The sequence below is a fragment of the Variovorax sp. NFACC27 genome (assembly GCF_048301545.1).
Lineage (GTDB): Bacteria > Pseudomonadota > Gammaproteobacteria > Burkholderiales > Burkholderiaceae_C > Variovorax > Variovorax gossypii.
In genome coordinates this window covers 5,735,321-5,757,549 of the sequence record NZ_CP157613.1, presented here as the reverse complement: position 1 = coordinate 5,757,549, position 22,229 = coordinate 5,735,321, and the positions used below count along the sequence as shown (strand labels likewise).

The window sequence follows — 22,229 nt, the reverse complement described above, 5'->3', positions numbered from 1 at the left end:
ACTGGCGAGTCGCCCGAAAATTGATCAGTCGGCCGCCGGCGGCGCGAACTTCTTGCAGGCCAGCGGCCTGATGTGTTTGCCGAAGTAGGAGCCGAGGGAGTCGGCAGTCATGAGGTCGGCAAACACCTTCGCGTCCACGTTCGGGTACTGGTAGACGGTGCCGGGCCCGCGCGTGAACGTCGCGGCGAGGGTCCTGCTGTCGGCGTCGTAGCCGATGGAAGCGATCTGCTGCGACTGAACGGGCTTCATCGCGATGACGATCAGCTCGGCGCCGTCTTCGGCTGGGGTGTGGGTCTTGGACACAGGTGCTCCTGGTAGTGGTGCAGTCAGGAGGCGATCTCGGCCAGGTCAATGACGATGCCGCGGCAGTACTTCTCGCCGTCATCCAAGATGTCGAAGGTGGCGCACGGTGCGGACGTCTCGATGACCCAGGAGTAGTCGCCTTCGGCCCATTTGGCGTTGATCTCGAAGCCGCCGTTTTTGCGGGCGAAGTAGTCGGCGCATGCGTCCTCGTCGTCGTGGTCGACGCTGTCCCAGTCCGGCACGAAGCCTTTGGCGTCGATCCGGAGGGTGGCGCTCCCGTAGGTGCCGGCTTCGTCGTGCAGCGCGCCGCGCAACTCCGTCAGGTCATCGCTGGCGCCGAAGATGACCAGCAGGCCGTTGGCCTTCGCTTCGGCTTCTTCCTCGGCGGTGATTTCTTTGCAGTACTCGCGCCCATTCAACAGGGCTGCGAGAGAGTCTTTCGTCATGGGCATGGTTGCTCCTCGGAGTGGTCGGAGTTCAGGCGGCCAGGCGCTGCGCGTGGGCAGCGGCGGCTTCGTTGGCGCGGTTCGCGATGGCTGCGCAGATCTCGGGGAACTGGTGCTCGTGGTACAGCGTGGCGCCGCGCTCGCGGGCCGCAGGCTCGATGCCCAGGCTGCGCAGCTGCTCGGCGGTCATGGTCCAGCCGAGACGCGCGGCGATGTCGCCGATGCGCAGCGTGGGCGTGCTGGCCGTGCCCGCGTCGTTGGCAGCGATCGCGCCCACCTCGAACTGACGGACCGGCGCGGTGGCCGGTGCAGGATCCGTGGCAGCGGTCACGCGGCCGGCAGGGCGTGGCGCGACCGCAGGGGCCGGGCAAGCCGGTTCTGGGGCATCTTGTCGCTCGGCCGCGGGGTCTTGAACGGCGGCAGCAGGCGCCGGTTCCGGCGCGGCGGCAGGGGCGGCGGCCTGCTGGCGCTGCAGGTCGGCGAGCTGGGCGCGAAGCCGCTCGTTCTCCAGACGTTGCTCCTCGGCGGCGGCGCGCTCGCGCGCTTCGGTGATCTTCTTCTCCAGCGCTCGGATGGTCGCTTCCTTCTGCGCGGCAGCCCGCGGCGCGAAGTCCTCGAACACAGCCTCGCTGACGTCGATCTCGCGCACGTAGGCCAGGCCGATTTCAATGCGTGCGATCGGCAAACCTTCGGCCTTGGCGATGTAGCCTTCGATCTTTTCGATCGCGTCCAGGTGCTTCTGCGTGCGCTCGGCTTCGATGCGTTCGCGCTCAGCCTTTTCGTCGGCGAGCTTCTTCTCGTGCACCTTGATCTGCTCGTCGACGAAGGTTTCCACCGGCTCCACGATGGCGATCAGACGCGTGGCCTCGCCGTCGATGACCTTCTTGCAGTCGTTGAGCTGGTCCTTCGTCTTGTCGCGCAGACGCTGGATTGCGAAGCGGCCGGACTCGCGGAGCTCGAGGCGCGCATCCTTGGCGGCCTTGAAGCCCTTCGGCGTGCTCATGTCGAAGACGACGTCGCGATGGCGTGTGGCCAGGACCTGCATGTCGTTCTCCAGCGGCGAGAACAGGGCGAGCGCCGCCTGGGCGATCGTCGTGGGCTGGGTGCTGACTTCAGTGGAAGTGGGGGTGCTCAGTTCGGACATGGGACCTCTCAGAACGGGTTGTCGACAACGGCGTGGCCGCCGCGCGGGGGCGTGGCGGGATCGGGGAACAGGGGAAGTTCGGCGGCGGCAGCAGGTGCCGCTGTAGGGGAGGGGGCGGGGGCGCTCGCTGGCGCGGGCGCGTCGGTCGGGGCGACCTTGGGGGCACCGGACATCTTGGTGGGTGTGCGCAGCACCTCGAGGTGGCTGTCCACCAGCCGCATGAAGCCGATCAAGTCCGCTTCGAGAGCGGCTATGGCGTCCTCGTTGCGGTAGATGCGCTTGACGAACAGGTCCTTGCCGACAGGCTCCAGCCAGGGGCAATACACGACCAGGTCGCACCACTGGCGCCCGGTGATCCAGAGACCGCCGTTGATCTGGTCGATGTATTCGAGGTGCGCGGTCTCCGGACTGGCCCAGACCTGCCCCAGCTTGTCGCAGGCGAGGGGGCACTTGATTTCGACCATGCCGTCGTCGTCGATCAGTCCGTCCGACGAATAGCCGAATCGCTCGTCGTCGGTCAGGATCAAGCTGACCTCTTCGACCAGCGCGCCGGTACGCTTCTCGTAGACCATGCGCGCACGCGGTTCGAGATCCCGCCCGCGGCGCATCGCGTAGGTGACGAACGTGTCGTCGAGCGGCTCGCGGCTAATGGTCTCGATGGCAACGAGCCATGCGTACTTGATCGCCGCAGCGCCTGGCTCTTCGATGGGCTCGCCGTTGAGTGCCTTCGTGACGGCGGTTGCGCTGGGCTTCTTCTTGTAGCCGGCCTTCGCGCAAGCATCGGGCTCGGCCATGCCGGCCATCAGGGCATCGACATACAGGCGCTGCTGCTCGGTCAGGCCGCCGACTTTCTCGCGAGCCTCACTGAAGCGCGAGGCCGTGGCCACGCCGCAGCGCGCGCGTAGCCAGTCTTCGCTTCCCTGAGGATGGTTCAGCAGGATCACGAGCGACCTCCTGCCTTCAGCTTCCGGCGGTGGGTGATCACCGACTCCTTGAACTCGTCGTAGAGGTCGCGGCGCTTCGTCTCCGCCAGCGCGACGCAACCCTCCGCCCACAGGGCTGCGGCCTGGGCGTCGGTCTTGGTCTGCTGGAGGCGCTGGAACAGTCCGTCTGCGAGCCGGTCGGCTTCGGTTGCCTGCCGAATGTCGTCTGCGCCCGGGGTGCGGCCCGCGCCGTTGCCGTCGTCGTCGGTCTCGCCGATGGCGACGTTGAATATCAGCTTCAGCAGGTAGCGCTGGGAGTACGTCATCGCCGAGCCCTGGGCGTGGGTCTTCGTCATGACGTCGCCGCCCTTTGCGCCCTTGCCGTCCGCCGGCATGTCGCACTTGTAGGTGCGCATGTGCCCGGCCGCGTGCGACACGTAGCAGAGCACGCGGATGTGGTTCTCCTTCGGGCTGTCGTCGGTGTCGAAGCTGAGCGCGAAGCCGTTCTTCGTGTAGATCGGACGCAGCGCGCGGTTCAGCTGCGCGTAGCTGGCGTAGGTGCTGCGGGTCTGCGGATTGACCGCGTCGGCCGAGATCGGGCCCATCGCGGCCTGGGCCTTGGTCATCGCCGCGTTGAACTTCTGCTCGTTGGCGCGGGCGTGCATGCGCTCGTGCATGCTCAACAGCCGCTCCATCTTGTCGATGTCGACACTGGGGTCGTGGGCAGCGGCGGTGATCGCGTGCAGCACAGTCGCAATCTCGTTGCGTGGCGGCAGGACGACCGAGGGGCGCGACGCGAAGGCCGGCTGGTCTTCTTGGGCGAGCACGGCAGTCACTTCGTGGCTCCCCAGAGAGCGAGCCAGGAGCCCTTCGCACCGTCTCCGTACAGGGCGAGCAGCACCGCGGCGAGGATGAGCAGCAGGACCAGGCCGGCGACGATCAGGTTGTCGCGGCTGGTGGACGGAAACCAGAGGCCGCCGATGGAATCGTCGTTGGCTGCTGGCGGGAAGCCGTTCGGTGCGGCGCTGGTGCCGGCCTGCGGGCGCGGCGGATGGACAAGGCGAACGCTCACGATGCGATCCTTTCGTAGATGAGGAGGGCGATGACGAAAAGGCCGGCCAGCGCGCAGGCGGCGGTGACCACCATGTGCGGGTCGGCGAGGGCGAGGCGGAGCCGGGCGCGATTCATCGCGGACCTTTCGCGGTCGCGAGCTGGGCGGCTCGGTCGTTGGACTCGGCGATGGACAGGCGCAGCGCGTCGGCCTCCGCCTTTCTGCAGTCCATCCATGCCATGAGCATCAGCAGGCCGAAGCAGGCGAGGGTGCCCAGCGCCCAGTCGACTGCGTGCTGCATGAGGGTGCGGCGCGTGATGCTCACGACGGGGTCCCTTCCTCGGGACCGGCAACCTGGGCTTCGCTGCCGAGCATCCGCTGGTGCTGCTGCGTCAGGCTCGCGAGCAGCTTGGCTCGCGTTTTCGGCTTGTCGTGAAGCGCCGAGAACGCCAGCTCAAGGCCGTCAGCGATGCCGCCCTTGTAGTCCATCACCATTCCGCCCGTGCGGAGCTTCATGGTCAGCACGATGCCGAGCTTCGGTGTGGTGCTCATCCTGCGACCTCCGGCGCCGCGGCAGCGGCCGCGCGGGCCTCCCGCTCGGTGCGTGCAGCTTCGATCTGCTGGCAGTCGCGAAGGCACTGGCCGACCTGCGTGTGCATGCCGTGGCTGAAGTCGGCGCCGTAGCGGGCCTGCAGCTGACGCAGCAGGAACCCGGCGCCGATGCAGACGGATTCGAGGCGCGCGATGCGCTTGGCGGCGGATTTCTTAGCCATGGCTGGTGCTCCCCGAGGCCGGCAGGGGGCCATGCCCGTCCAGGGGCCAGTCGATCGGCAAGCGGAGCAGGATCGTGGCGTTGAACCCACTGGTTTCCGCCTGCACGAAGAAGTCGGACAGACCGAACTTCGTGAGATACCGGGCGACGTCGTGAAGATTGCCGCCGAGGTTCATCGAGACGAGCTTCGTCTGCGGCGTGTGCTGCGTGCTCATGCCGCGCACCACTCGAGTGGTGCCATGGAGCGCTCGCGGCGCACCTCGGCGTAGCGGCGCCGCATGGCGGCAATCTGGCGCTGAATTTCCAGCAGCTGGGCTTGCAGGACCGCCTTCATGCCAGCCTCGCCGAGCGGTTGTGGGAGAGATCCAGGCTCACGGCGGCCGCGACCCGCATCTGGTCCAGGGCGCCCGTGTCCTTGGCGACCGCATAGGCGCGGTCGAAGGCGATCAGCTGCTCTTCAGTGAAGTCGGCGCCGGGCGGCGCTACGGCGGCCGGCTTGGCGTGGGCGGTTCGCCCGGGGTTGTTTTGCATTTGCGCTCCTCGCGTGCCGTTCGGTGGCCGCGAAGTGCATTATGCAGAACTGCATTGAAGTGTCAATGCACTTGTGCATTGTTTTTCCGGGGAATCGGTCGCCCCTGTTGCGTGGCGCGTAAAAAAGCCCGCTCGCGGCGGGCCTTGTGACCGGGGGCAGAAGTCAGTACTGCTCGCTCTTCCAGACGGTGAGGATCTTGCCAATGATGTGAAGGTGCGGGTTCTTGGGCGAGATGTCGTAGGGGGGGAAATCGTCCTTGTTCTTCGAGATCACGCGCAACACAAAGCCGGGCCCATTGAACTCGGGGACGCGCTGCAGGATCTTGATGTAGCCCTCATCGCCCACTCGGAAGAAGTACACGCCTTCGTGGTCGACGCGATTCACGCCGCGGTCCATCAGCAGCGGGTCGCCCGGGTTAAACATCCCCTTCATCGAGGGACCGAACCCCGTGACGATGCAGAGGTTCGCTAGGCTGGTGTACGAGCGAACATTGAGCTGCAGCCATTCGCGATCCACTCTCCAGCTCTTGATGATGCCTGGCGGTTCGGCTTCGAGCAGCAGCTTTCCTCGCGTGTCCATGCCGCCGCTGACCTCGTACTGGACGATCACAACTTCCCCTGCATCAGCGTGCGGCGCAGATGCAGGTGGGGCGCTGGGAAGTCCTTCTTCCGGAGCATTTCCTTCGACGCGCGCCCACTCGCGCTCCGCCAAGTCCTCGTCATAGAAGGCGAGCGCATCGACGCCCAGGAAGCGCGCGGCCAGGTCGAAACTTTCTGTTCGCCGAGGTTGCTTTATGTCGCCCTTCTTGAAGCGGTCGAAGCCCGACTGAGCAGTCGGGCGCTTGATAGCGGCGGCCAGCGACGTCGGGTTTAGTCCACGTTTCGCCAGGAGCTTGTTGAAGAGGGTGACTCCGTCCATGCCTCGACTATGCAGAAATACTTAATGCAATACTGCTTGAAATAGCAATGCAGAAGTGCATAATCACTGCATGACCCAAATTCAAGCGGTGATCCGACAGCTTCGCGCCACGCTGTCGCAGTCCGAAATTGCCAGGCGCACCGGCATCGCGCAATCCAAGATTTCGCGCTGGGAAGCAGGGAAGGTGGCGGCAGGTGCCGAAGAGGCTCTCAAGTTGGCGGCACTCGCGCAGCAATTGCCAGCTGCTCAGTCGAAGGAGGCCGCGTGATGCACGTCAAGCCTCTCTCCTCACTGAGCCACGAAGAGGTCGCCGACATCGCCGCGCAGGCTGCCGAGCGGGGCGAAGAGCTCGCCCTGGCGAACCCGTTCCCCGAAGGCAGTTGGCGCCACACCGTCTTCCGCGACGTGTTCGCTGCCCGCGTCGCCGACCTGCAGCCGATCGGCTGACCACTTCACCCCCACCACGAGTTCGAGATGTCCACCATCGACCAAGACCAAGAGCCGGCCTTCGCCCGCGGCATCGCCGGGCCACTCGGAAAGCTGACCGAGGACCTGAAGACCAAGGTTGACCAGACGACTGACGAGGTATTCCGTCGTCACTGCGCTCTGAGCAACACCGACACCGCCACGCTGCTGCGCGACTTCATTTACCTGACCTGCTACGGCAAGACGTGGCGACAAATGGTTGCGGAGAAGTTGATTCATGACGGGGAGCGTACCGACGCGATGCGCAAACTGACAGGGCCTTTTGAGGGCCCCGAATTCGCGCAGCGGGGAGGTCACGCCTGATGGGCTACATCGACTTCCTTCGCGACAAGATCAAGCTCGCCCCGGCCAACGGCTTCGAGGTGGCGCGCGAAGCCATCAACCCTGCTCTGAGGCCGCACACCGGCGACATCGTGCAGTGGATGGCCAAGGGCGGCAGTCGCGCGTGCTTTGCCAGCTTCGGGCTCCACAAGACAGCCACGCTGCTGGAGCTACTTCGCCAGGTGGGCAGCCGCTTCCCCGACGCCTATCGGCTCGGCGTCATCCCGCTGGGCGTGCGCCAGGAGTTCTTCCGCGAGGCCGAGCAGCGCTTCCTCGGCGACTGCGCAATCGACCTGCGCTTCATCCGCCGCGACAGCGAGATCGATGACCCGGCGACGATCTACCTGACGAACTACGAGGCTGTGCGCGAGGGCAACATCACGCCGGCGCGCTTCCGCGCAACCGGCCTGGACGAAGCCAGCGTCCTGCGCAGCTATGGCAGCAAGACCTATCAGGAGTTCCTGCCAGCCTTCGCGCCCGTCGAGTTCAAGTCGGTCTTCACCGCCACGCCGGACCCGAACCGCTTCAAGGAGCTGATCCACTACGCCGCCTACCTCGGCATCATGGATTCTGGCCAGGCCCTCACTCGCTTTTTCCAGCGCGATAGCGAGAAGGCCGGCAACCTCACTCTCTACCCGCACAAGGAGCGGGAGTTCTGGATGTGGGTGGCCAGCTGGGCCGTGGTTATCACGAAGCCCAGCGACCTCGGCCACAGCGACGACGGCTACATCCTGCCGGCGCTGGATGTCCGCTGGCACGAGATTCCGAGCGACTACTCGGCCGCGGGCACGGACAAGGTCGGGCAGGGCCTGCTGATCCAGAACACCTCGCTGAGCCTGTCGGCGACCGCGAACGAGAAGCGTACGACCATCCCCGAGCGCGTGGCGAAGGTGCAGGAGTTGATCAATGAGGCGCCGGCGGACCACTTCGTCATCTGGCACGACCTCGAGGATGAGCGACATGCGCTGCAAGAGGCTATCCCCGAGGCCGTCAGCGTGTGGGGGACCCAGGACCTGGAGGAGCGTGAGAGCCGCATCGTCGGCTTCAGCGATGGCGAATTCCGGATCCTGTCCACGAAGCCGATCATCGCGGGCAGCGGTTGCAACTTCCAGCGGCACTGCCACCGCGAGATCTTTGCGGGCATCGGCCACAAGTTCAACGACTTCATCCAGGCCATTCACCGCGTCTACCGCTTCGGCGGATCGCTCGAGGTGCCGGCGCGCATCGACATCATCCACACGGAAGCCGAGCGCGAGGTCGTTGCTAGCCTGAAGGCGAAATGGCAGCGGCACGACGAGCAGCAGCACCGGATGGCCGACCTCGTGCGCACCTTCGGGCTGGACCACCTCTCCATGCACGAGCAGCTGGCCAGGACCATCGGCGTCGAGCGCCGCGTGGTGAAAGGTGAGTGCTTCGAGGTGGCGCACAACGACGCCGTCCTCGAAGCGATGGAGCGGCCGGACAACTCCGTCGACCTGATCGTCACCTCGATCCCGTTCGGCAACCACTACGAGTACTGCGCGAGCTACAACGACTTCGGCCATACGGACGGCAACGATCACTTCTGGCAGCAGATGGACTTCCTGACGCCGCAGCTGTACCGGATCCTGAAGCCCGGGCGAATCGCGGCAATCCACGTCAAGGACCGCGTGCTTTTCGGCAGCGTCACCGGCCTGGGGCGCCCGACGATGGACTGCTTCCACGAGGAGACGGTCTTCCACTTCCGCAAGCACGGTTTCCACAAGCTGGGTCTGATCCAGATCGACACCGATGTCGTCGCGGAGAACAACCAGACCTATCGCCTGAGCTACACCGAAATGTGCAAGGACGGCACGAAGATGGGCGTCGGCTGCCCGGAGTACGTCGTGCTGCTGTTCAAGCCGCAGACCGACCTGACCCGCGGCTACGCCGACGAGCCGGTGGCGAAGTCCAAGGACGACTACAGCCTGGCGCGCTGGCAGATCGATGCGCATGCGCACTGGCGTTCGAGCGGCAACCGGCTGCTGACCGTGGAGGAGCTGGCGGCGATGGGGCCGGCGAAGCTGGCCAAGTACTTCACCGAAGACAGCCTGCGCAGGATCTACGACTTCGAGGACCACGTCGCCATTGGCGAGAAGCTCGATGAGCGTGGCGCGCTGCCGCGCAAGTTCATGTGTCTGGCGCCGGGCAGCAACTCGCCCTGGATCTGGCACGACATCGTGCGCATGCGAACCCTCAACGGCGAGCAGTCGAGCCGCAACGTCGAGAAGCACGTCTGCCCGCTGCAGTTCGACACGGTCGACCGTCTGATCGAGCGCTACAGCAACCGCGGTGACCTGGTCTACGACCCGTTCCATGGCTTGGGCACGGTGGGCGTGCGGTCGATCAAGCTCGGGCGCCGCGCCGGCGGAAGCGAGCTCAACGCAGGCTATTTCCGAGACCAGGTGCACTACTTGTGCGAGGCCGAGCGCGACGCACTGACCCCCAGCCTTTTCGACTTCATGGAGCAGGAGCCGCGGCGCCGCACAGCTGCCAACGATCCGACACGCGAGGAGGCCGCATGAGCCAGCTGCAGCTTGACGACGTAGGCGCGGACGCGCCGGCACGCGGGAAGGTCACCACGGCCATGGTGAACCAGCACATGGCTGCCACCTTCGGCGAGGCCAACGGTTACGCATGCCTCTTCGAAGTGGCGAGCGGCACGGGCTCGAACGCGCGGACCTTCGCCGACATCGTGGTGATGAATCTGTGGCCGTCCCGCGGAATGGACTTGGTCGGCTACGAGGTCAAGACCTCGCGGTCGGACTGGCAGCGCGAAATGAAGCTGCCGGCGAAAGCCTGGCCGGTGATGCAGTACATGGACCGCTGGTTCCTGCTGGCCGCGCCCGGCGTAGCGAAGCTGGACGAGATCCCGACCAACTGGGGCTTCATCGAGTTCGATGGCGCCAGGCTGAAGTACTTGAAGCCGGCGCCCAAGCTGGAGCCGATCGCGCTGTCCAAGACCTTCCTCGGCGCGCTGCTGCGCAAGCCCGTGCGCGACGTGGAGGGCATGGTCAAGCGCGCCACCGAGGAAGCGCTGTCGAAGGTCGACAAGACCGTCGAGGAGCGCATCGCCAAAGAAATGCGCCGCCGCGGCGAGAAGCACCAGGAGCTGGTCGACAAGCTGGCGAAGCTCAAGGACGCCACAGGCATCGACCTGCTCGAGTGGCAGCCGGAAGAAAGCCAGGTGCACGCGATCAAGTTCGCGCTGAAGGCCGACCCGATGACCTCGTGGCGCGGGCTGCCAGCTGCTGTACGGAATGTCGAGCAAGCGCTCGAAACGCTGCGCGAGCTGCACGGGAAGGTGGCCGAATGACCGTTGCCGAAACCTCTGCCGAAGCCTTTCATTCCCTGTCGCCGCGGTTCTACCTGTCGCCGAAGGAAGAACAGGTCATGCGCTTGTTCCAGCGGCCGGGCGTCTCGCTCAGCCGCCAACAGATCAGCCAGAAGGCCCGCATGCCCATCAATGGCGTGTGCGGCCGCGTGGACTCCCTACTTGCCGCCGGTCACCTCGAGGAGCGCGGCTTCCGCATCGACCCCCACACCAACAAGCGCCAGAAGCTGCTGCGCATTCCGCAGCCCGATCAGGCCCAACTTTTCCCGGAGACCCGCCCTTGCTGACCCCTCAGTTCATCCTCGCGCTGTCCGCCAAGCTGGTGATCGACCTGTTCGCCGGCGGCGGCGGTGCAAGCACCGGCATCGAGAAGGCGATCGGTCGCCATGTCGACATCGCCGTCAACCACGACGCCGATGCGATCGGCATGCACGAGAAGAATCATCCCCAGACCCGGCACTTCCGCGCCGATGTCTGGGAGGTCGATCCGCTCGCCGTCGTGCGCGGCCAGCAGGTCGGCCTGCTGCATGCTTCGCCCGACTGTACCGACCATAGCCAAGCCAAGGGCGGGCAGCCGCGCTCGAAGAAGATTCGCGCGCTAGCCTGGGTGGTGCATCGCTGGGCGGGAAAGGTGCGCCCCGACGTCATCACGCTCGAGAACGTCGAGCAGATGTTGCAATGGTCGCCACTGATCGCCAAGCGCGACCCGAAGACCGGGCGCGTGGTGACCCTGGACGAGGTCGTCGACCCGGTCACGAAACGCAAGTCGTTCCGCGTGGCCGAGGCCGGCGAGCATGTGCCGCGGCACCGCCAGTTCCTGGTGGCTGACAAGAAGAAGCTCGGCCGCAACTGGGGGCACTTCGTGGAGGGCCTGCGGGCCATGGGCTACGTGGTGCAGTGGCGCGTGATCTGCAATGCAGACCTGGGCGCGCACAGCACCCGGACGCGGCTGTACATGGTGGCGCGCTGCGACGGCCTGCCGATCGTGTGGCCGGAGAAGACGCACGCCAAGAGGCCGACAGGCAAGTTGAAGGCCCACCGGCCGGCAGCCGAATGCATCAACTGGAGCATCCAGGGCCAGAGCATCTTCAACCGGAAGAAGCCGCTGGCCGACGCGACGATGCGCCGCATCGCGCACGGCATGCGCAAGTTCGTACTGGACTGCCCGGAGCCGTTCATCGTCAACAACATGGCGAACAACGTGCCGCGGCCGGTGTCCGACCCCATCGGCCCCGTGCTGACGGGCGGCCACAAGATGCTTCTGGCACCCACGCTGGTGCCGGTGACGCACACGCGGGACGTCGCCTTCGATGTGCGGGAGCCGCAGCGCACCATCACCACCGCCAAAGGGGGCGAGACGGCGCTGGCGGCTGCAGTGCTGGTGCAGATGGGATACGGCGAGCGCGATGGCCAGGCGCCGCGAGTTCTTGACCTTCAGAAGGCGCTGGGCACCGTCACCGCGGGCGGGAAGAAGCATGGCCTGACGACGGCATTCATGGTGCAGGCGAACGGCGGCTTCAACACTACGCATGCACGCGATGTCCGCGAGCCGGTTTCGGCCGTGACGGCGAGCGGCAGCCAGCAGCAGCTCATCACAGCGCACCTGACCACGTTGCGCCGCAACAGCGAGGGCCGCGATGCCCGAGATCCGCTGACCACGATCGCGGCCGCCGGCGAGCATCAGGCGCTGGTCGAGTACCACCTGGGCAAGGAGCACGAGGAGGGCGCACTGCGCTGCGCCGCCTTCCTCATGCGCTATCACGCCTCGGGCGGCCAGTGGGCCGACCTCCGCGACCCGGCCACCACCATCACCACGCACGACCGCCTGGCGCTGGTCACCGTGTGGCTCAAGGGCGAGCCGTGGGTCATCGTGGACATCTGCCTGCGCATGCTCACGCCGCGAGAGCTCTACAACGCCCAGGACTTCCCGCCCACCTACACGATCGACCGCACGGCCAGCGGCAAGCTGCTGACGAAGACGGCGCAGGTGCGCATGTGCGGCAATTCGGTGAGTCCGCTGCCCATGAGGCTTCTGGTCGCCGCCAACTACAGCGACTACGGCCACGAGCAGGAGAGGAAGGCCGCGTGACACGTCCAGTTCCATACCCTGCAGAAACTCGGGCGAAGGGCTGGCGCTTCGAGCTGGACCACGAGCGTATCGAGCAATCAGACACGTGGGCGCTGGCGCCAGCGGACGTGAAGCCTTGGCTCCTGATGCTGTGGCTGTCCGCATGGAGGCAGGAGCCCTGCGGCTCGCTGCCCAACGAAGATGAGCTGATCGCCGTGCGCATCGGCATGCCGATGAAGACCTTCGCCAAGGTGCGCTCCAAGCTCATGCGCGGCTGGTGGGAGGCCGAGGACGGCCGCCTGTACCACGACACAGTGACGAAGCGTGTGCTGGAAATGCTGGCCGCCCGCGAGGCGGAGCGCCGCCGGAAGGCCGAGTACCGCCAACGGAAAGAGGCGGAAAGGACTGGTCTGTCCCATGGGACAGACGATGGACGCCAGCAGGACGACACCCGGAGCGACACCGGGAGAGACGGCACCGGAACCGGAACCGGAACCGGAACCGGAACCAGTACTGGTAAAGAAGAAAACCACCACCACGCCCGAACTACGGCCGCATCGGTGGGGGGTGAGGGGCAAAGCCCGACGAAGGCGGGGGAGGTGTGCCGCGCGATCAAGGACCGGAAGGTCGCTGACGTCAACCCGTCGAGCCCGGAGCTGCTTGCGCTCATCGCCAAGGGCGTGCCCATCGAGACCTTCCAAGCTGCGGCGGACATCTGCGCGAAGTCGGTCCCGCCCAAGGGCTTCAACTACCTGCTGGGCATCGTCAAGCGTCAGCTCGGCGAGGCCGCGCAGATCGCCGCCGGCGTCGGGATGCCCGAGAAGCCGTGGGACGAGAACCGTTCGACCATCGAAGCCAAGGCCGTAGAGCTCGGCCTGGGTCGGTGGAACGAGCACGACCTGAGCGTCGACCGCGAGACGTTCCCCCAATTCACTGCCCGCGTCCGCCGGGCCGTGGAGCAACGACAAGGAATTCCAGCATGACCACTGCATTCACCATCGCCCAGGTGGCGGTGTCCGCTCAGCGCAACCTCCATCAGATCGCCGTGTACGAGCGCTCGCTGCATCAGCGCGCCGCACCGGCAGCGGCGGCCGCCCTGCGCCCGTACCGAGCCGTCGAACGTGCCCGCCTCGATGCGTGTGCCGAGCACTTCGCCGCGCTGCAGCCCGCCAACGACCTCGCTTTCGAACAGAGCCCGGAGCACGCATGATTCCGTCGATCAATCCCTGGGATGCCGAGATCGAGGTGTTCGAGCAGCTGACGCTCGCGCGCCTGCTGAAGCACACCGAGCCCGAAGGCGAATGCCTCGCCTGGACGGGCCACGCCAACCTCGGCCGCAGCCCGCAGATCCGCCTTGGCGGCGCCAAGGGCCGGGCCTACAACGTCCGTCGGGTGCTGTGGGTGCTGACGCGCGGCAGCATCCGCGCTGATCGCGTGGTCACGGTGAAGTGCGACTGCGAACTATGCGTTCACCCCGACTGCCTGATCGCGGTCCACCAGTCGAAGCTGCAGAAGGGGCAACCGAAGTCGCTGCTGGCATCGCGTCGCATTGCGACGGCACAACGCCGGCTGTCGCCGATCACTGAGGACATGGTTCAGGAGATCCGAAGCAGCTCCGTTCCCGCGGTCGAGTTCGATCGGCGCTGGGGACTCGGCATCGGCACCTCCGCGCACATCCGGTCCGGATCGCGCCGCGCCCCGATGGGCCTGGGCATGTTGGGAGGTGCTGTCTGATGGCCCGCCGCCGTACCACCACGCTCGGGTTGATCGCCCGGGCCCTCATCGAGAAACAGTGGCATGCGACAGCCGTGCGCGCGCAGATCCACGCCATCCTGGGCGACGACAGCGACCAGTTCGTGGCCGCGGCCGGCCGAGTGTTGTTCGTGGTGCTGGGCGCGCTCATGGCCGAAGACATTGACCACGACCTGCCGGACGTGCGCATCGTGCGCGGTGCATGCAACGCCCTGTACGAGCAGGCGGGGGTGCCGGTCATCGACCCGACGCGCCGGGCTTCGCTTCGCTCGGGGTTGGAGGCCTGTGACCGTCTCGTCGACGGCCTGCAGCGCAAGTCGCTGATCGATGCCGCATGCGACCTGGAGCTCAAGCTGAAGACCGGACACCTCGACTGGGCCTCCTTCGAGTCTCTGCTGGAGGGCATCGCAGCATGACGTGCCCGAACTGCGAAAAGGCAGCCATCCGCGCCGACTGGCCGGGCTACACGGCCAACTGCCGGGAATGCCTCGCCCGAGGCATCGCCAACGGGCCGGAGTACTGGCGCTCGCGCCAGGACGGGACGCTGCGCGACGAATACAAGACCGCCCTGCGCACCATCTGGGGCAAGGACTGGAAGGTCGGCCACGAGGCCGTCAAGACCGCGGCCGCCCGTATGGAAGCGCTGCGCACCTCGCCCCAAGGAGCCCTGCTGTGACGGTCCACATCCTCGGCATCGATCCGGGTGCCAGCACCGGCCTCGCCGCTTTCGACGGCGGCGTCATCACGTTCCTGAAGACCATCGAGCCGCACTCCATCGAGCACAACCTGCGCCACTACATGCCGGCGCGCGTGGTGTTCGAGGACAGCCGGCTGGAGCGGCGCGTCTGGAACGCCCGGTCTAAGAAGGACTACGGCGCCGCGCTGGCCACGGCCCGCTCGCTTGGCCAGGTCGATGCCTGGTGCAGCCTCATCACCGCGGTGTGCGCTGACCTGGGCATCCCCGCCCACGGCATCAGCCCGACCGCCAAGGGCGCCAAGCTGGACGCGGCAGCCTTCGAGCTCGTGACCCGCTGGGCCACGCGCAGCAATCAACACGAACGCGACGCCGCCATGGTGGCGTGGCCCTACCGGAGAACCGCTCGATGACCGACCTTGCCCTCACTGTTGTTTGGCCCGACCAGGAGCGGGCCCGCTCCAGCTTCCTCGAGCGCGTTGCGCCGTGGTGCAAGGAGCAGTGGGCAGCGGGCCGTCGCCTCGAAATCGAGATTCGCCTGCATGAAGATGCAAAGACCGATCGGCAGCGGAAGTACTACCACGGGGTGGTGCTGAAGACGATCGCGGCGCAGGCGCGACCGAACGGGGCCCAGTTCACACTCAAGGTCTGGAAGGAGCACTTCCGCGAGGAGTACTTGGGCTACAAGACCGTCACGACCAAGAACCCTCTCACGGGCAAGAAGGTGCGCCGGCGCGTGCGCGTCAGCTCCGAGGACCTCGGCGTGAAGGGCTACAGCCGGTTCATTGACCGAGTGAGCGCGTTCGCCGCCACCGAGCTCGGCGTGACGTTCCCCGCCAGCTTCGAACAGTGGGAGCGGATGCAGGTCGACCCGGATACGGGCGAAATCGTCGGAGCGGTTTGCCCGTGACGGTCGTTCTGTTCCCGAGCCCGGCCGCGGCGCAGCTGGAAGGAGGCATTACCCACGAGCAGGCGGCCGAGGTGTTTCGCCGCTTCTGCGAGCAAAGGCAGGCCGCGCCAACCATCGCGCACGTCATGAGCGTTCCTTACGAGTCCGTGTGCCAGCTCCTCGGCGGCGCAATCTTTTCCGACCTCTGGCGCCATTGGTGTGATCGGGTCATGCCATGAAGCGCAGCGCGCCCCTGAAGCGAACCGCGTTCAAGCGCCCACGGCCCAAGGTCATCGGCGTGGACCTGGCCGCGGGCCCGGACATCACGGTGCTGGTCCGCGTGCAGCAGGTGTCAGGCCGCATCGTTCGCATGGCTGCGATCAACGATGCGGACTTCCGGGGCGGCGCGCCGAAGACCGAAGCACAGCGCAACCCGGCGCTGCTGTCGATGGCGCGCGGCCAGCGCTGCCTGCTGTCGGTGCCCGGCATCTGCCGGCCAGACCCGGCCACCACGGTGGCATGCCATAGCAACCAGTCGGTGCATGGCAAGGCCGGCGCGCGCAAGGCTGATGACCAGTGGCACGTGTACGGCTGCGCGCCATGCCATCGATGGCTGGACCAAGGCCCGGCGCCGGCGGCGGAGAAGATCGAGCGTTTCGCGGCCGCCCACCGTTGGATGGTGGCCATCTGGCAGGACATCGTCGCGGGCATGCAGCCGGCCACGCCTCGCGAGCGCCGCGCCGCCGAATGGGCGCTTGCTCGTGTCCAGCACATCGTATAAAGCACCACCCGGAGAAGGAGACCTACATGGACGACGACGACAAAATCCGCCGCAATCTCATTGTCACGAGCGCCGTCATCATCGGCGTTGCGTGGTTCAACGTGTCGCTGCCAGATGTGCTCGAGCGACTCTTCTCGATCAAGAGCGCGGCAGGCGCCCAGGCAGTGCAGGTGTCCGACTGGAAAGTCTGGGTCGCTGCGCTGGCGATGCTGACCTACATGGCATGGCGCTATCGCTGGTCGGAGGAGGTCGAGAAGGCCAGGGCGCTTTTTCAGGGCACCGTCATTGCCCGATACGGGGTGCTCTTCCAGCGTGTCTACCTTCGCGAGGTCGCCAAGTGGTTCCGTGATGGCGCCTACCCGAAGAGCGCCCACCCGCAGATGGCCGTCCTTTACAACCAGGTGGTACCCCAGATCCTCTTCGAGCAGTTGGGGCGTCGCCCTGATGCCGTATCGATCAAGGTTCGCGGTACCGCAAACCCGTCCAACGGGAACGAGAACGTGGAAGCCAGCGCTGACTGGAATGACAAGGGCTCCGGATCCCACGGAAACACCATTCAGGGAAGCGTCTACATCGACGTGCCCCGGCAACGCGCGCTTATCTGGCGAGCAAGGGCACACACGATGATCAATTCGAAGGAATCGATGTCCCTCATGTGGCCGGCCCTGTTTGCCGTCGCGGCCGCGACCATCGCGGTCTACAAGCTGGTCCTGTCGCTCATTTGAGCAGTGCCAATGCAATTTAACGAGGAGAACAATCGATGCCCGATGCCCGCAAATCCACAACCGCCCTGGTGCTCGAAGCCGTGCAGGACCTGCACAACCAAGAGCAGATCGTGACTCGGGAGACGCTCGCCGAGCTCACGGGTCTGAAGCTCACCGTCATCGACGACCGGCTGGGCACGCTGACCGACGACGGCATGTTGCTGCGCGTGCAGCGCGGCGTCTACGTCCCGGCCGTCCAGCATCCCGCGGCGCGCCCGATGTCGAAGACGGTGATGCCCGATGGCATGGTGAAGATCGAGATCGGCGACGAGGTGCTCACGCTCACGCCGCGCGAGGACCGCGCCCTGGCCAACCTCATGGCCGGCGCCGCTGCCCAGGCCGCCGCGATCGAGACCGGCCGCAACGCAGCCATCCTGGCGGCCGAGCTCGGCGAGGAGGTGAAGCAACTGCGCCGCAAGGTGACCGCACTCGAGGCGCGCATCGATCCGAACCAGGGCCAGCTGTTCGCCACCCCCTGTAGGGCGGGCGCGCCGGCGGCGAACGGGGCAAAGTTCGATCGCGGTGTAGCTCAGCCTGGTAGAGCACAGGGCTCATAACCCAGTGGTCGGCAGTTCAAATCTGCCCATCGCAACCAGACATTTGTGAAGCGTGACTGCCGGACCTACCTGCATTCGACCCGGGCAACGGGTGAAGGGACGGAGGAAGGGATTGGGAAAGCCGAGGCGAGCAGGCGCCGGCCCCATGGATGCCCGGAAGCGGGGCCATCATCGAAGCGGCAATAGCTACGGCTTGCGACGTTAAAAACGCGGAGGGGTGGTGCCCTCCTGCATCCTGCGCCCTGTACACCTCGATGGGCGACGTGAGACTGCAAGAGCCGGTTTCAATCCCGGCCCGCTTCGATGATGGTGAATGCGCAGGCTGATGCGCGGCGCATGGGCGCGAACCAGCGTGGACAGACCTCCTAGGCCGGTTTCCCGGCTGCTATGAAAACAGGCGCGCCACCTTGAGCCGGAGATCAGCACCGGCCACCACTCTCACACCACCAGCGAAAATGGCCTGGTGAACATCAAGACCTCCGAACTCGCCGGCAAAGAGCTGGAATCCTGGGTAGCCAAGGCCCTCGGCGCCCAGGCCTTCGCCAGCATCTGGCCCGACTTCGAGCAGCTCATCGAGCGCTACGCCATCCAATCCTCTCCGATGCCAGGCAAGGGCCTTCAGTGGTGCGCTGTTGTCGTTGGCAGGCCGGGCACGAACATTCCCGGTGGACCATGGCTTGAGGGCCCCACGCCGCGCATTGCCGTCGGCCGCGCGATCGTTGCCGCCCGCTTTGGGCTGGAACTCACCGCCACCTGATCGGTCGCCCCCCTGTAGGGGTTCGCTGAGTCGGCAAGGCGCGAGAACATTCCCCTCGCCGATCACGGACCCCGAACACGGCGTCAGCCCTGACGTTGGAGTGGGGGGTAAGCCACTCCGGATATTTCCCCCTGCTTGTCCCAGGGGATGCAGGGTGGGACGAGAACCGCACGGTCCAGCGCGCATTGCGTGCGTAGTCAGATGGACCGAACCCCCGGCGCTTTCGCCGGACAGTTGTCTCCTCGCCTGCTACCTTGCGGGTGATTCGCCCGCCGGGTTCGCCCGAGCGGGCTTTTTTCATTCTCAGTCATAGACTCGGCGTTTCTCATCTTTCCCAACGCGATCGCGAAAGGCCTGCTCAAATGCTGTTCAACCGAGATACCGTAGACCTTCTGAAGCAGGATGGCACGCGCGTCAGCGGCATTCCTTGCACCGTCGACAGCTCCATGGTCTATATGAAGGCCGACCATCGCGTTGACCCGGGGGACTTGATCTTTAGGGCCATCCCGAATGGTGCGGAAGAGACCTACCAGGTCATCGATCCAGTGTTCTACAAGGGTACGGTTGGAATCGGGCCTCACTACCAGATCAAGGTCAAGAAGCTGGGCATCCCCGAGGCACGTTCAGCGGTGCAGCACATCACGTACACGGTGACCGGCAACAATGCACGCGTCAACGTCAACTCGGTGGACAACTCGATCAACGTGGTGCATGTCCAATCCGATGTTGCGGAGCAGATCGAAACGATCATGGCTGCCATCCGCACGGCAAACCTGTCGAACGAAGAGAAGGCTGAAGCGGTTGAGGCTGTAGAAGAGGTGAAAAGCCAGTTCGCGTCGGGTGCGCCGAAGCGGTCAGTGGTTCGCTCGTTGCTGAATGGGTTGCCCAAGGCCCTGGAGATTGGCGCATCCATCGCCACAATTCTGAGCGCCCTGCCTGGGTAGACGCCACCCTGTAGGGTTCGACCGACTCGGGAGCGCGCGGAACACTCGCGCGCATGGCACCACGCAAGCCTGCCAAGAAGCAGGCACCCGCACCGAAGAAGACCACCACCAAGCCCGCAGCCGCCAAGAAGGCCGCGGGCGCATCTGCGCGCAAGAAGCCTCCGCCGGCGAAGGCGAAGGCGAAGGCGAAGGCGAAGAAGCCTACCCGGGCAGCTCGACCAGCACCAGCACCCAAGCCTGAACCCGCACAGCTCGGACTTACCGACCTGCAGCAGCGCTTCGTGGATGAGTACTTGGTGGACCTGAACGGCACTCAGGCTGCCATCCGAGCCGGCTACAGCGCCACCACGGCGCGGCAGATGGCCTCCGAGAACCTGTCAAAACCGTACATCCAGGCTGCCATCGCGGACGCCAGGAAGGCGCAGCAGGAACGCACCCAGGTGGATGCCGATCGCGTGGTGACCGAGGCGTGGAACATCATGCTGGCCGACCCGCGCGAGCTGGTGCAGGTGAAGGTTGGATGCTGCCGGCACTGCTGGGGCGAGGGCTTCAAGTTCCAGCGCACCGTGGGAGAGTTCAACCACGACCGCGAGCAGCACGCCCTGAAGGCTGGCAACCTGGCTGACTTCGACGAGAAGGGTGGCATCGGCTTCGATCCGCTCAAGGCGCCGCACCCGTCCTGCCCGGACTGTGGCGGTGATGGCTATCCGCGCGCCGTGCTGGCCGACACGCGCCGGCTGTCGCCGCGGGCGCTGTCTCTGTACGCCGGCGCGAAGATGACGAAGTACGGCATCGAGATCGCCATGCACGACAAGGGCGCGGCGATGGAGAAGCTGTTCCGGCACCTCGGCCTCTACGAGAAGGACAACCAGCAGAAGACCGACCCGCTGGCCGCGCTGCTGCACAGCATCGCCAACGGCAACAGCAACGGCTTCCGTCCCGTGGCCGACGATCCGGAGGCGCCTGCCGCGCCCGAGGCCGGCACGAACAGCCTGATGCCCCGCCAGGATCCGGACGATGGCAGCCCAGGCTAAGGCGGCGGCGCACCTGGCTGACCCGGGCACGCTGGATGAAGACGACACCGTGCTGACGGTGGAGCCCGGCCGCGCGGTCGACGCGCAGCTGGGGCATCGGTGGGACAACCGCCGCCGGCCCAAGCGCGGGCCGCACATCGCCAAGCACGCCGACCAGCTCCCCACCAATGCCGAGGAGCTCGAGCGCTGCCTGCGGAATCCGGAATGGCGCCTGTTCAGCGGGTGCCTGTACCAGATCATCGTCAAGGGCGAGCCCGTCAAGAACGAGCAGGGCGAGCTGATCGACGAGGGCGAATCCTTCGTCATGCCCTTCAAGCCCAACCGGGCCCAGCGGCGCTTCATCACCCGGCTCTGGCACCGCAACGCCATCCTCAAGGCGCGGCAGCTGGGCTTCACCACACTGGTTGCCATCCTGTGGCTCGACCACGCGCTGTTCAACGGTAACCAGCGCTGCGGCATGATCGCCCAAGACCGCGAGACGGCCGAGGCCATCTTCCGCGACAAGGTGGTGTTCGCCTACGACCATCTGCCTGAGGAGATCCGGCAGCGCTTCCCGCTCGCGCGAGCCAGTACGAAGGAGCTGCTATTCGGCCACAACAACAGCAGCATCCGCGTGGCGACCAGCGTGCGCGGCGGCACCATCCACCGCCTGCACGTCTCCGAGTTCGGGAAGATCTGCGCCAAGTTCCCCGCGAAGGCCAACGAAGTGGTGACCGGCTCGTTCCAGGCCGTGCCGCAGTCGGGCATCCTGGTCATCGAGAGCACGGCCGAAGGTACCGAGGGTGAGTTCTACGAGATCTGCCAGCGGGCCCAGGCGATGGTGGCGGGCGCGCGCAAGCTGACGGCGAGCCAGTACCGTTTCCACTTCTACGCCTGGTGGCAGGACCCGGCCTACTCGATCGACCCGGCCGGCGTGCCCATCACGCCCGAGCAGCACGACTACTTCGACGAGCTCGAAACGAAGATCGACGCCAAGATCGATCTCGGCCAGCGCGCCTGGTACGTGGAGAAGCTGCGCAACGACTTCTCGGGCAAAGAGGAGCGCATGTGGCAGGAGTACCCCTCGACGCCCGAGGAGGCATTCCAGCAGTCCACGGCGGGCCACTACTACGCGAAGGACATGGCGCTGCTGCGCAAGCGCGGCGCCATCTGCCAGGTGCCGCTACTGGACCTGCCGGTGTTCACGTTCTGGGACATCGGCAACAGCGACGGCACGGCCATCTGGTTCATGCAGATCCTGCGCAGCGAGGACCGCTTCATCGGCTACTACGAGGAGCACGGCGAGGATCTGCGCCATTACGCCCGCATCCTTCAGGAACGGGGCTACCTGTACGGCGGCCACTTCCTGCCGCACGACGCCGACCACAAGCGGCTCGGCGACTACAACAAGAGCACGCGCGAGCAGTTACAGCAGCTGATGCCCGGCCATTCTTTCTTCGTCGTGCCGCGCGTCACCGAGCTGATGACAGGCATCTACGCCGTGCGCAAGCACATCAAGGGCGCCTTCTTCGACGTCGACGGCACGAAGCAGGGCATCGAGCGCATCCAGGGCTACAAGAAAAAGTACAGCACGTCCGAGAACCGCTACCTCGACCAGCCCGACAAGAGCAATGGCTGCACCGAAGGTGCGGACGCGCTGCGCCAGTGGGCCCAGGCCAAGGAGCTGGGAATGCTGGCCAACCTCACCGAGAACACCGCCTATGTCGAAGCACCAGTCGGCGACTGGCGCGCGTAGGAGCAC

General features: G+C 65.9%; 35 protein-coding genes and 1 tRNA gene. 22 read left to right on the top strand and 14 right to left on the bottom strand.

The window, feature by feature from the left end:
* Positions 1–24 precede the first annotated feature (24 nt).
* From ABL840_RS27045 to ABL840_RS26985, 13 genes are all read right to left on the bottom strand, one after another.
* A complete protein-coding gene (locus ABL840_RS27045) occupies positions 25–303 on the bottom strand; it encodes a KTSC domain-containing protein (protein WP_418116020.1) in 279 nt (92 codons plus the stop codon).
* 23 nt (positions 304–326) lie between these two features.
* The gene (locus ABL840_RS27040; protein ID WP_143042946.1) at positions 327–755 is read right to left on the bottom strand and encodes a hypothetical protein; all 429 of its coding nucleotides are present in this window, start codon (positions 753–755) and stop codon (positions 327–329) included.
* 25 nt (positions 756–780) lie between these two features.
* Positions 781–1,893, bottom strand: a complete 1,113-nt coding sequence (locus ABL840_RS27035; RefSeq protein ID WP_093303688.1) for a hypothetical protein — start codon at positions 1,891–1,893, stop codon at positions 781–783.
* 8 nt (positions 1,894–1,901) lie between these two features.
* Complete coding sequence (locus ABL840_RS27030) at positions 1,902–2,837, bottom strand: lambda exonuclease family protein (RefSeq protein WP_176947520.1); 936 nt, start codon at positions 2,835–2,837, stop codon at positions 1,902–1,904.
* Positions 2,834–3,643, bottom strand: coding sequence for an ERF family protein (locus tag ABL840_RS27025; RefSeq protein ID WP_418116019.1), 810 nt, complete (start codon positions 3,641–3,643; stop codon positions 2,834–2,836). The genes ABL840_RS27030 and ABL840_RS27025 overlap by 4 nt, the downstream gene beginning before the upstream one ends.
* 5 nt (positions 3,644–3,648) lie before the next feature.
* Positions 3,649–3,888 carry a hypothetical protein gene (locus ABL840_RS27020; RefSeq protein ID WP_093303693.1) on the bottom strand — a complete coding sequence of 80 codons (240 nt, stop codon included), beginning with the start codon at positions 3,886–3,888 and terminating at the stop codon, positions 3,649–3,651.
* 112 nt (positions 3,889–4,000) lie between these two features.
* Entirely contained in the window at positions 4,001–4,192 is a 192-nt protein-coding gene (locus ABL840_RS27015) for a hypothetical protein (protein ID WP_093303696.1), read from the bottom strand.
* Entirely contained in the window at positions 4,189–4,419 is a 231-nt protein-coding gene (locus tag ABL840_RS27010; RefSeq protein WP_093303698.1) for a hypothetical protein, read from the bottom strand. The genes ABL840_RS27015 and ABL840_RS27010 overlap by 4 nt, the downstream gene beginning before the upstream one ends.
* Positions 4,416–4,640, bottom strand: coding sequence for a hypothetical protein (locus ABL840_RS27005; protein WP_093303701.1), 225 nt, complete (start codon positions 4,638–4,640; stop codon positions 4,416–4,418). Before ABL840_RS27005 ends, ABL840_RS27010 begins: the two co-directional genes overlap by 4 nt.
* Positions 4,633–4,854: a hypothetical protein gene (locus ABL840_RS27000; protein ID WP_143042947.1), complete on the bottom strand. Its 222-nt coding sequence runs from the start codon at positions 4,852–4,854 to the stop codon at positions 4,633–4,635. Before ABL840_RS27000 ends, ABL840_RS27005 begins: the two co-directional genes overlap by 8 nt.
* Positions 4,851–4,973, bottom strand: coding sequence for a hypothetical protein (locus ABL840_RS26995; protein WP_418116018.1), 123 nt, complete (start codon positions 4,971–4,973; stop codon positions 4,851–4,853). The genes ABL840_RS27000 and ABL840_RS26995 overlap by 4 nt, the downstream gene beginning before the upstream one ends.
* Positions 4,970–5,170: a hypothetical protein gene (locus ABL840_RS26990; protein WP_093303706.1), complete on the bottom strand. Its 201-nt coding sequence runs from the start codon at positions 5,168–5,170 to the stop codon at positions 4,970–4,972. Before ABL840_RS26990 ends, ABL840_RS26995 begins: the two co-directional genes overlap by 4 nt.
* 163 nt (positions 5,171–5,333) lie before the next feature.
* Positions 5,334–6,089, bottom strand: coding sequence for a S24 family peptidase (locus ABL840_RS26985; RefSeq protein ID WP_176947521.1), 756 nt, complete (start codon positions 6,087–6,089; stop codon positions 5,334–5,336).
* Positions 6,090–6,159: 70 nt separating this feature from the next.
* Between ABL840_RS26985 and ABL840_RS26980 the strand changes: the two genes are divergently transcribed.
* From ABL840_RS26980 to ABL840_RS26900, 17 genes are read left to right on the top strand one after another with little or no spacing between them, the layout of a single operon-like run.
* Entirely contained in the window at positions 6,160–6,357 is a 198-nt protein-coding gene (locus ABL840_RS26980; protein ID WP_093303708.1) for a helix-turn-helix domain-containing protein, read from the top strand.
* Positions 6,357–6,536 (top strand): hypothetical protein, encoded by a 180-nt coding sequence (locus ABL840_RS26975; RefSeq protein WP_093303710.1) that lies wholly within the window; start codon positions 6,357–6,359, stop codon positions 6,534–6,536. Before ABL840_RS26980 ends, ABL840_RS26975 begins: the two co-directional genes overlap by 1 nt.
* Before the next feature lie 27 nt (positions 6,537–6,563).
* Complete coding sequence (locus tag ABL840_RS26970; RefSeq protein ID WP_093303713.1) at positions 6,564–6,878, top strand: hypothetical protein; 315 nt, start codon at positions 6,564–6,566, stop codon at positions 6,876–6,878.
* Positions 6,878–9,439: a DNA methyltransferase gene (locus ABL840_RS26965; RefSeq protein WP_093303715.1), complete on the top strand. Its 2,562-nt coding sequence runs from the start codon at positions 6,878–6,880 to the stop codon at positions 9,437–9,439. The genes ABL840_RS26970 and ABL840_RS26965 overlap by 1 nt, the downstream gene beginning before the upstream one ends.
* A complete protein-coding gene (locus ABL840_RS26960) occupies positions 9,436–10,230 on the top strand; it encodes a hypothetical protein (protein ID WP_093303717.1) in 795 nt (264 codons plus the stop codon). The genes ABL840_RS26965 and ABL840_RS26960 overlap by 4 nt, the downstream gene beginning before the upstream one ends.
* Entirely contained in the window at positions 10,227–10,535 is a 309-nt protein-coding gene (locus ABL840_RS26955; RefSeq protein WP_093303720.1) for a hypothetical protein, read from the top strand. Before ABL840_RS26960 ends, ABL840_RS26955 begins: the two co-directional genes overlap by 4 nt.
* Positions 10,529–12,337 carry a DNA cytosine methyltransferase gene (locus ABL840_RS26950; protein ID WP_093303723.1) on the top strand — a complete coding sequence of 603 codons (1,809 nt, stop codon included), beginning with the start codon at positions 10,529–10,531 and terminating at the stop codon, positions 12,335–12,337. Before ABL840_RS26955 ends, ABL840_RS26950 begins: the two co-directional genes overlap by 7 nt.
* The gene (locus tag ABL840_RS26945; RefSeq protein ID WP_093303725.1) at positions 12,334–13,299 is read left to right on the top strand and encodes a hypothetical protein; all 966 of its coding nucleotides are present in this window, start codon (positions 12,334–12,336) and stop codon (positions 13,297–13,299) included. Before ABL840_RS26950 ends, ABL840_RS26945 begins: the two co-directional genes overlap by 4 nt.
* On the top strand, positions 13,296–13,526 hold the full coding sequence (locus ABL840_RS26940; protein ID WP_093303728.1) for a hypothetical protein: 231 nt from the start codon (positions 13,296–13,298) through the stop codon (positions 13,524–13,526). Before ABL840_RS26945 ends, ABL840_RS26940 begins: the two co-directional genes overlap by 4 nt.
* Positions 13,523–14,050, top strand: coding sequence for a hypothetical protein (locus ABL840_RS26935; RefSeq protein WP_093303730.1), 528 nt, complete (start codon positions 13,523–13,525; stop codon positions 14,048–14,050). The genes ABL840_RS26940 and ABL840_RS26935 overlap by 4 nt, the downstream gene beginning before the upstream one ends.
* Positions 14,050–14,484: a hypothetical protein gene (locus tag ABL840_RS26930; protein ID WP_093303732.1), complete on the top strand. Its 435-nt coding sequence runs from the start codon at positions 14,050–14,052 to the stop codon at positions 14,482–14,484. The genes ABL840_RS26935 and ABL840_RS26930 overlap by 1 nt, the downstream gene beginning before the upstream one ends.
* On the top strand, positions 14,481–14,744 hold the full coding sequence (locus tag ABL840_RS26925) for a hypothetical protein (RefSeq protein WP_093303735.1): 264 nt from the start codon (positions 14,481–14,483) through the stop codon (positions 14,742–14,744). The genes ABL840_RS26930 and ABL840_RS26925 overlap by 4 nt, the downstream gene beginning before the upstream one ends.
* Positions 14,741–15,175 (top strand): hypothetical protein, encoded by a 435-nt coding sequence (locus tag ABL840_RS26920; protein ID WP_093303737.1) that lies wholly within the window; start codon positions 14,741–14,743, stop codon positions 15,173–15,175. Before ABL840_RS26925 ends, ABL840_RS26920 begins: the two co-directional genes overlap by 4 nt.
* Positions 15,172–15,672, top strand: a complete 501-nt coding sequence (locus ABL840_RS26915; protein ID WP_093303740.1) for a hypothetical protein — start codon at positions 15,172–15,174, stop codon at positions 15,670–15,672. Before ABL840_RS26920 ends, ABL840_RS26915 begins: the two co-directional genes overlap by 4 nt.
* Positions 15,669–15,890 carry a hypothetical protein gene (locus ABL840_RS26910; protein WP_093429329.1) on the top strand — a complete coding sequence of 74 codons (222 nt, stop codon included), beginning with the start codon at positions 15,669–15,671 and terminating at the stop codon, positions 15,888–15,890. Before ABL840_RS26915 ends, ABL840_RS26910 begins: the two co-directional genes overlap by 4 nt.
* Positions 15,887–16,432 (top strand): nuclease domain-containing protein, encoded by a 546-nt coding sequence (locus tag ABL840_RS26905; RefSeq protein ID WP_418116017.1) that lies wholly within the window; start codon positions 15,887–15,889, stop codon positions 16,430–16,432. Before ABL840_RS26910 ends, ABL840_RS26905 begins: the two co-directional genes overlap by 4 nt.
* A gap of 26 nt (positions 16,433–16,458) precedes the next feature.
* Complete coding sequence (locus ABL840_RS26900) at positions 16,459–17,157, top strand: hypothetical protein (RefSeq protein WP_093303746.1); 699 nt, start codon at positions 16,459–16,461, stop codon at positions 17,155–17,157.
* Here the strand turns inward: ABL840_RS26900 and ABL840_RS26895 are convergent.
* On the bottom strand, positions 17,130–17,603 hold the full coding sequence (locus tag ABL840_RS26895) for a hypothetical protein (RefSeq protein ID WP_176947522.1): 474 nt from the start codon (positions 17,601–17,603) through the stop codon (positions 17,130–17,132). The genes ABL840_RS26900 and ABL840_RS26895 overlap by 28 nt on opposite strands.
* A gap of 111 nt (positions 17,604–17,714) precedes the next feature.
* On the opposite strand from ABL840_RS26895, the gene ABL840_RS26890 reads away from it, so the two are divergent.
* The 5 genes from ABL840_RS26890 (at position 17,715) to ABL840_RS26870 (ending at position 22,223) form a co-directional block, all read left to right on the top strand.
* A tRNA-Met gene (locus ABL840_RS26890) sits at positions 17,715–17,791 on the top strand.
* A 425-nt stretch (positions 17,792–18,216) separates the two neighbouring features.
* Positions 18,217–18,510 (top strand): hypothetical protein, encoded by a 294-nt coding sequence (locus ABL840_RS26885; RefSeq protein WP_093303748.1) that lies wholly within the window; start codon positions 18,217–18,219, stop codon positions 18,508–18,510.
* A 362-nt stretch (positions 18,511–18,872) separates the two neighbouring features.
* On the top strand, positions 18,873–19,454 hold the full coding sequence (locus tag ABL840_RS26880) for a hypothetical protein (protein WP_093303751.1): 582 nt from the start codon (positions 18,873–18,875) through the stop codon (positions 19,452–19,454).
* 53 nt (positions 19,455–19,507) lie between these two features.
* The gene (locus tag ABL840_RS26875) at positions 19,508–20,488 is read left to right on the top strand and encodes a terminase small subunit (protein ID WP_093303753.1); all 981 of its coding nucleotides are present in this window, start codon (positions 19,508–19,510) and stop codon (positions 20,486–20,488) included.
* Entirely contained in the window at positions 20,472–22,223 is a 1,752-nt protein-coding gene (locus ABL840_RS26870; RefSeq protein ID WP_093303756.1) for a terminase, read from the top strand. Before ABL840_RS26875 ends, ABL840_RS26870 begins: the two co-directional genes overlap by 17 nt.
* The last annotated feature ends 6 nt before the right edge of the window (positions 22,224–22,229 follow it).

Excerpts from the sequence above, each read along its gene's own strand:
- ABL840_RS26990 (WP_093303706.1), bottom strand. The coding sequence starts at position 5,170 with ATGCAAAACAACCCCGGGCGAACCGCCCACGCCAAGCCGGCCGCCGTA.
- ABL840_RS26905 (WP_418116017.1), top strand. The coding sequence starts at position 15,887 with ATGAAGCGCAGCGCGCCCCTGAAGCGAACCGCGTTCAAGCGCCCACGG.
- ABL840_RS26965 (WP_093303715.1), top strand. The coding sequence starts at position 6,878 with ATGGGCTACATCGACTTCCTTCGCGACAAGATCAAGCTCGCCCCGGCC.
- ABL840_RS26930 (WP_093303732.1), top strand. The coding sequence starts at position 14,050 with ATGGCCCGCCGCCGTACCACCACGCTCGGGTTGATCGCCCGGGCCCTC.
- ABL840_RS26925 (WP_093303735.1), top strand. The coding sequence starts at position 14,481 with ATGACGTGCCCGAACTGCGAAAAGGCAGCCATCCGCGCCGACTGGCCG.
- ABL840_RS26940 (WP_093303728.1), top strand. The coding sequence starts at position 13,296 with ATGACCACTGCATTCACCATCGCCCAGGTGGCGGTGTCCGCTCAGCGC.
- ABL840_RS26935 (WP_093303730.1), top strand. The coding sequence starts at position 13,523 with ATGATTCCGTCGATCAATCCCTGGGATGCCGAGATCGAGGTGTTCGAG.
- ABL840_RS26900 (WP_093303746.1), top strand. The coding sequence starts at position 16,459 with ATGGACGACGACGACAAAATCCGCCGCAATCTCATTGTCACGAGCGCC.
- ABL840_RS27035 (WP_093303688.1), bottom strand. The coding sequence starts at position 1,893 with ATGTCCGAACTGAGCACCCCCACTTCCACTGAAGTCAGCACCCAGCCC.
- ABL840_RS26980 (WP_093303708.1), top strand. The coding sequence starts at position 6,160 with ATGACCCAAATTCAAGCGGTGATCCGACAGCTTCGCGCCACGCTGTCG.
- ABL840_RS26975 (WP_093303710.1), top strand. The coding sequence starts at position 6,357 with ATGCACGTCAAGCCTCTCTCCTCACTGAGCCACGAAGAGGTCGCCGAC.
- ABL840_RS26880 (WP_093303751.1), top strand. The coding sequence starts at position 18,873 with ATGCTGTTCAACCGAGATACCGTAGACCTTCTGAAGCAGGATGGCACG.
- ABL840_RS26870 (WP_093303756.1), top strand. The coding sequence starts at position 20,472 with ATGGCAGCCCAGGCTAAGGCGGCGGCGCACCTGGCTGACCCGGGCACG.
- ABL840_RS26875 (WP_093303753.1), top strand. The coding sequence starts at position 19,508 with ATGGCACCACGCAAGCCTGCCAAGAAGCAGGCACCCGCACCGAAGAAG.
- ABL840_RS27010 (WP_093303698.1), bottom strand. The coding sequence starts at position 4,419 with ATGAGCACCACACCGAAGCTCGGCATCGTGCTGACCATGAAGCTCCGC.
- ABL840_RS26960 (WP_093303717.1), top strand. The coding sequence starts at position 9,436 with ATGAGCCAGCTGCAGCTTGACGACGTAGGCGCGGACGCGCCGGCACGC.
- ABL840_RS26995 (WP_418116018.1), bottom strand. The coding sequence starts at position 4,973 with ATGAAGGCGGTCCTGCAAGCCCAGCTGCTGGAAATTCAGCGCCAGATT.
- ABL840_RS26915 (WP_093303740.1), top strand. The coding sequence starts at position 15,172 with ATGACCGACCTTGCCCTCACTGTTGTTTGGCCCGACCAGGAGCGGGCC.
- ABL840_RS26985 (WP_176947521.1), bottom strand. The coding sequence starts at position 6,089 with ATGGACGGAGTCACCCTCTTCAACAAGCTCCTGGCGAAACGTGGACTA.
- ABL840_RS26970 (WP_093303713.1), top strand. The coding sequence starts at position 6,564 with ATGTCCACCATCGACCAAGACCAAGAGCCGGCCTTCGCCCGCGGCATC.
- ABL840_RS27000 (WP_143042947.1), bottom strand. The coding sequence starts at position 4,854 with ATGAGCACGCAGCACACGCCGCAGACGAAGCTCGTCTCGATGAACCTC.
- ABL840_RS27040 (WP_143042946.1), bottom strand. The coding sequence starts at position 755 with ATGCCCATGACGAAAGACTCTCTCGCAGCCCTGTTGAATGGGCGCGAG.
- ABL840_RS27005 (WP_093303701.1), bottom strand. The coding sequence starts at position 4,640 with ATGGCTAAGAAATCCGCCGCCAAGCGCATCGCGCGCCTCGAATCCGTC.
- ABL840_RS26955 (WP_093303720.1), top strand. The coding sequence starts at position 10,227 with ATGACCGTTGCCGAAACCTCTGCCGAAGCCTTTCATTCCCTGTCGCCG.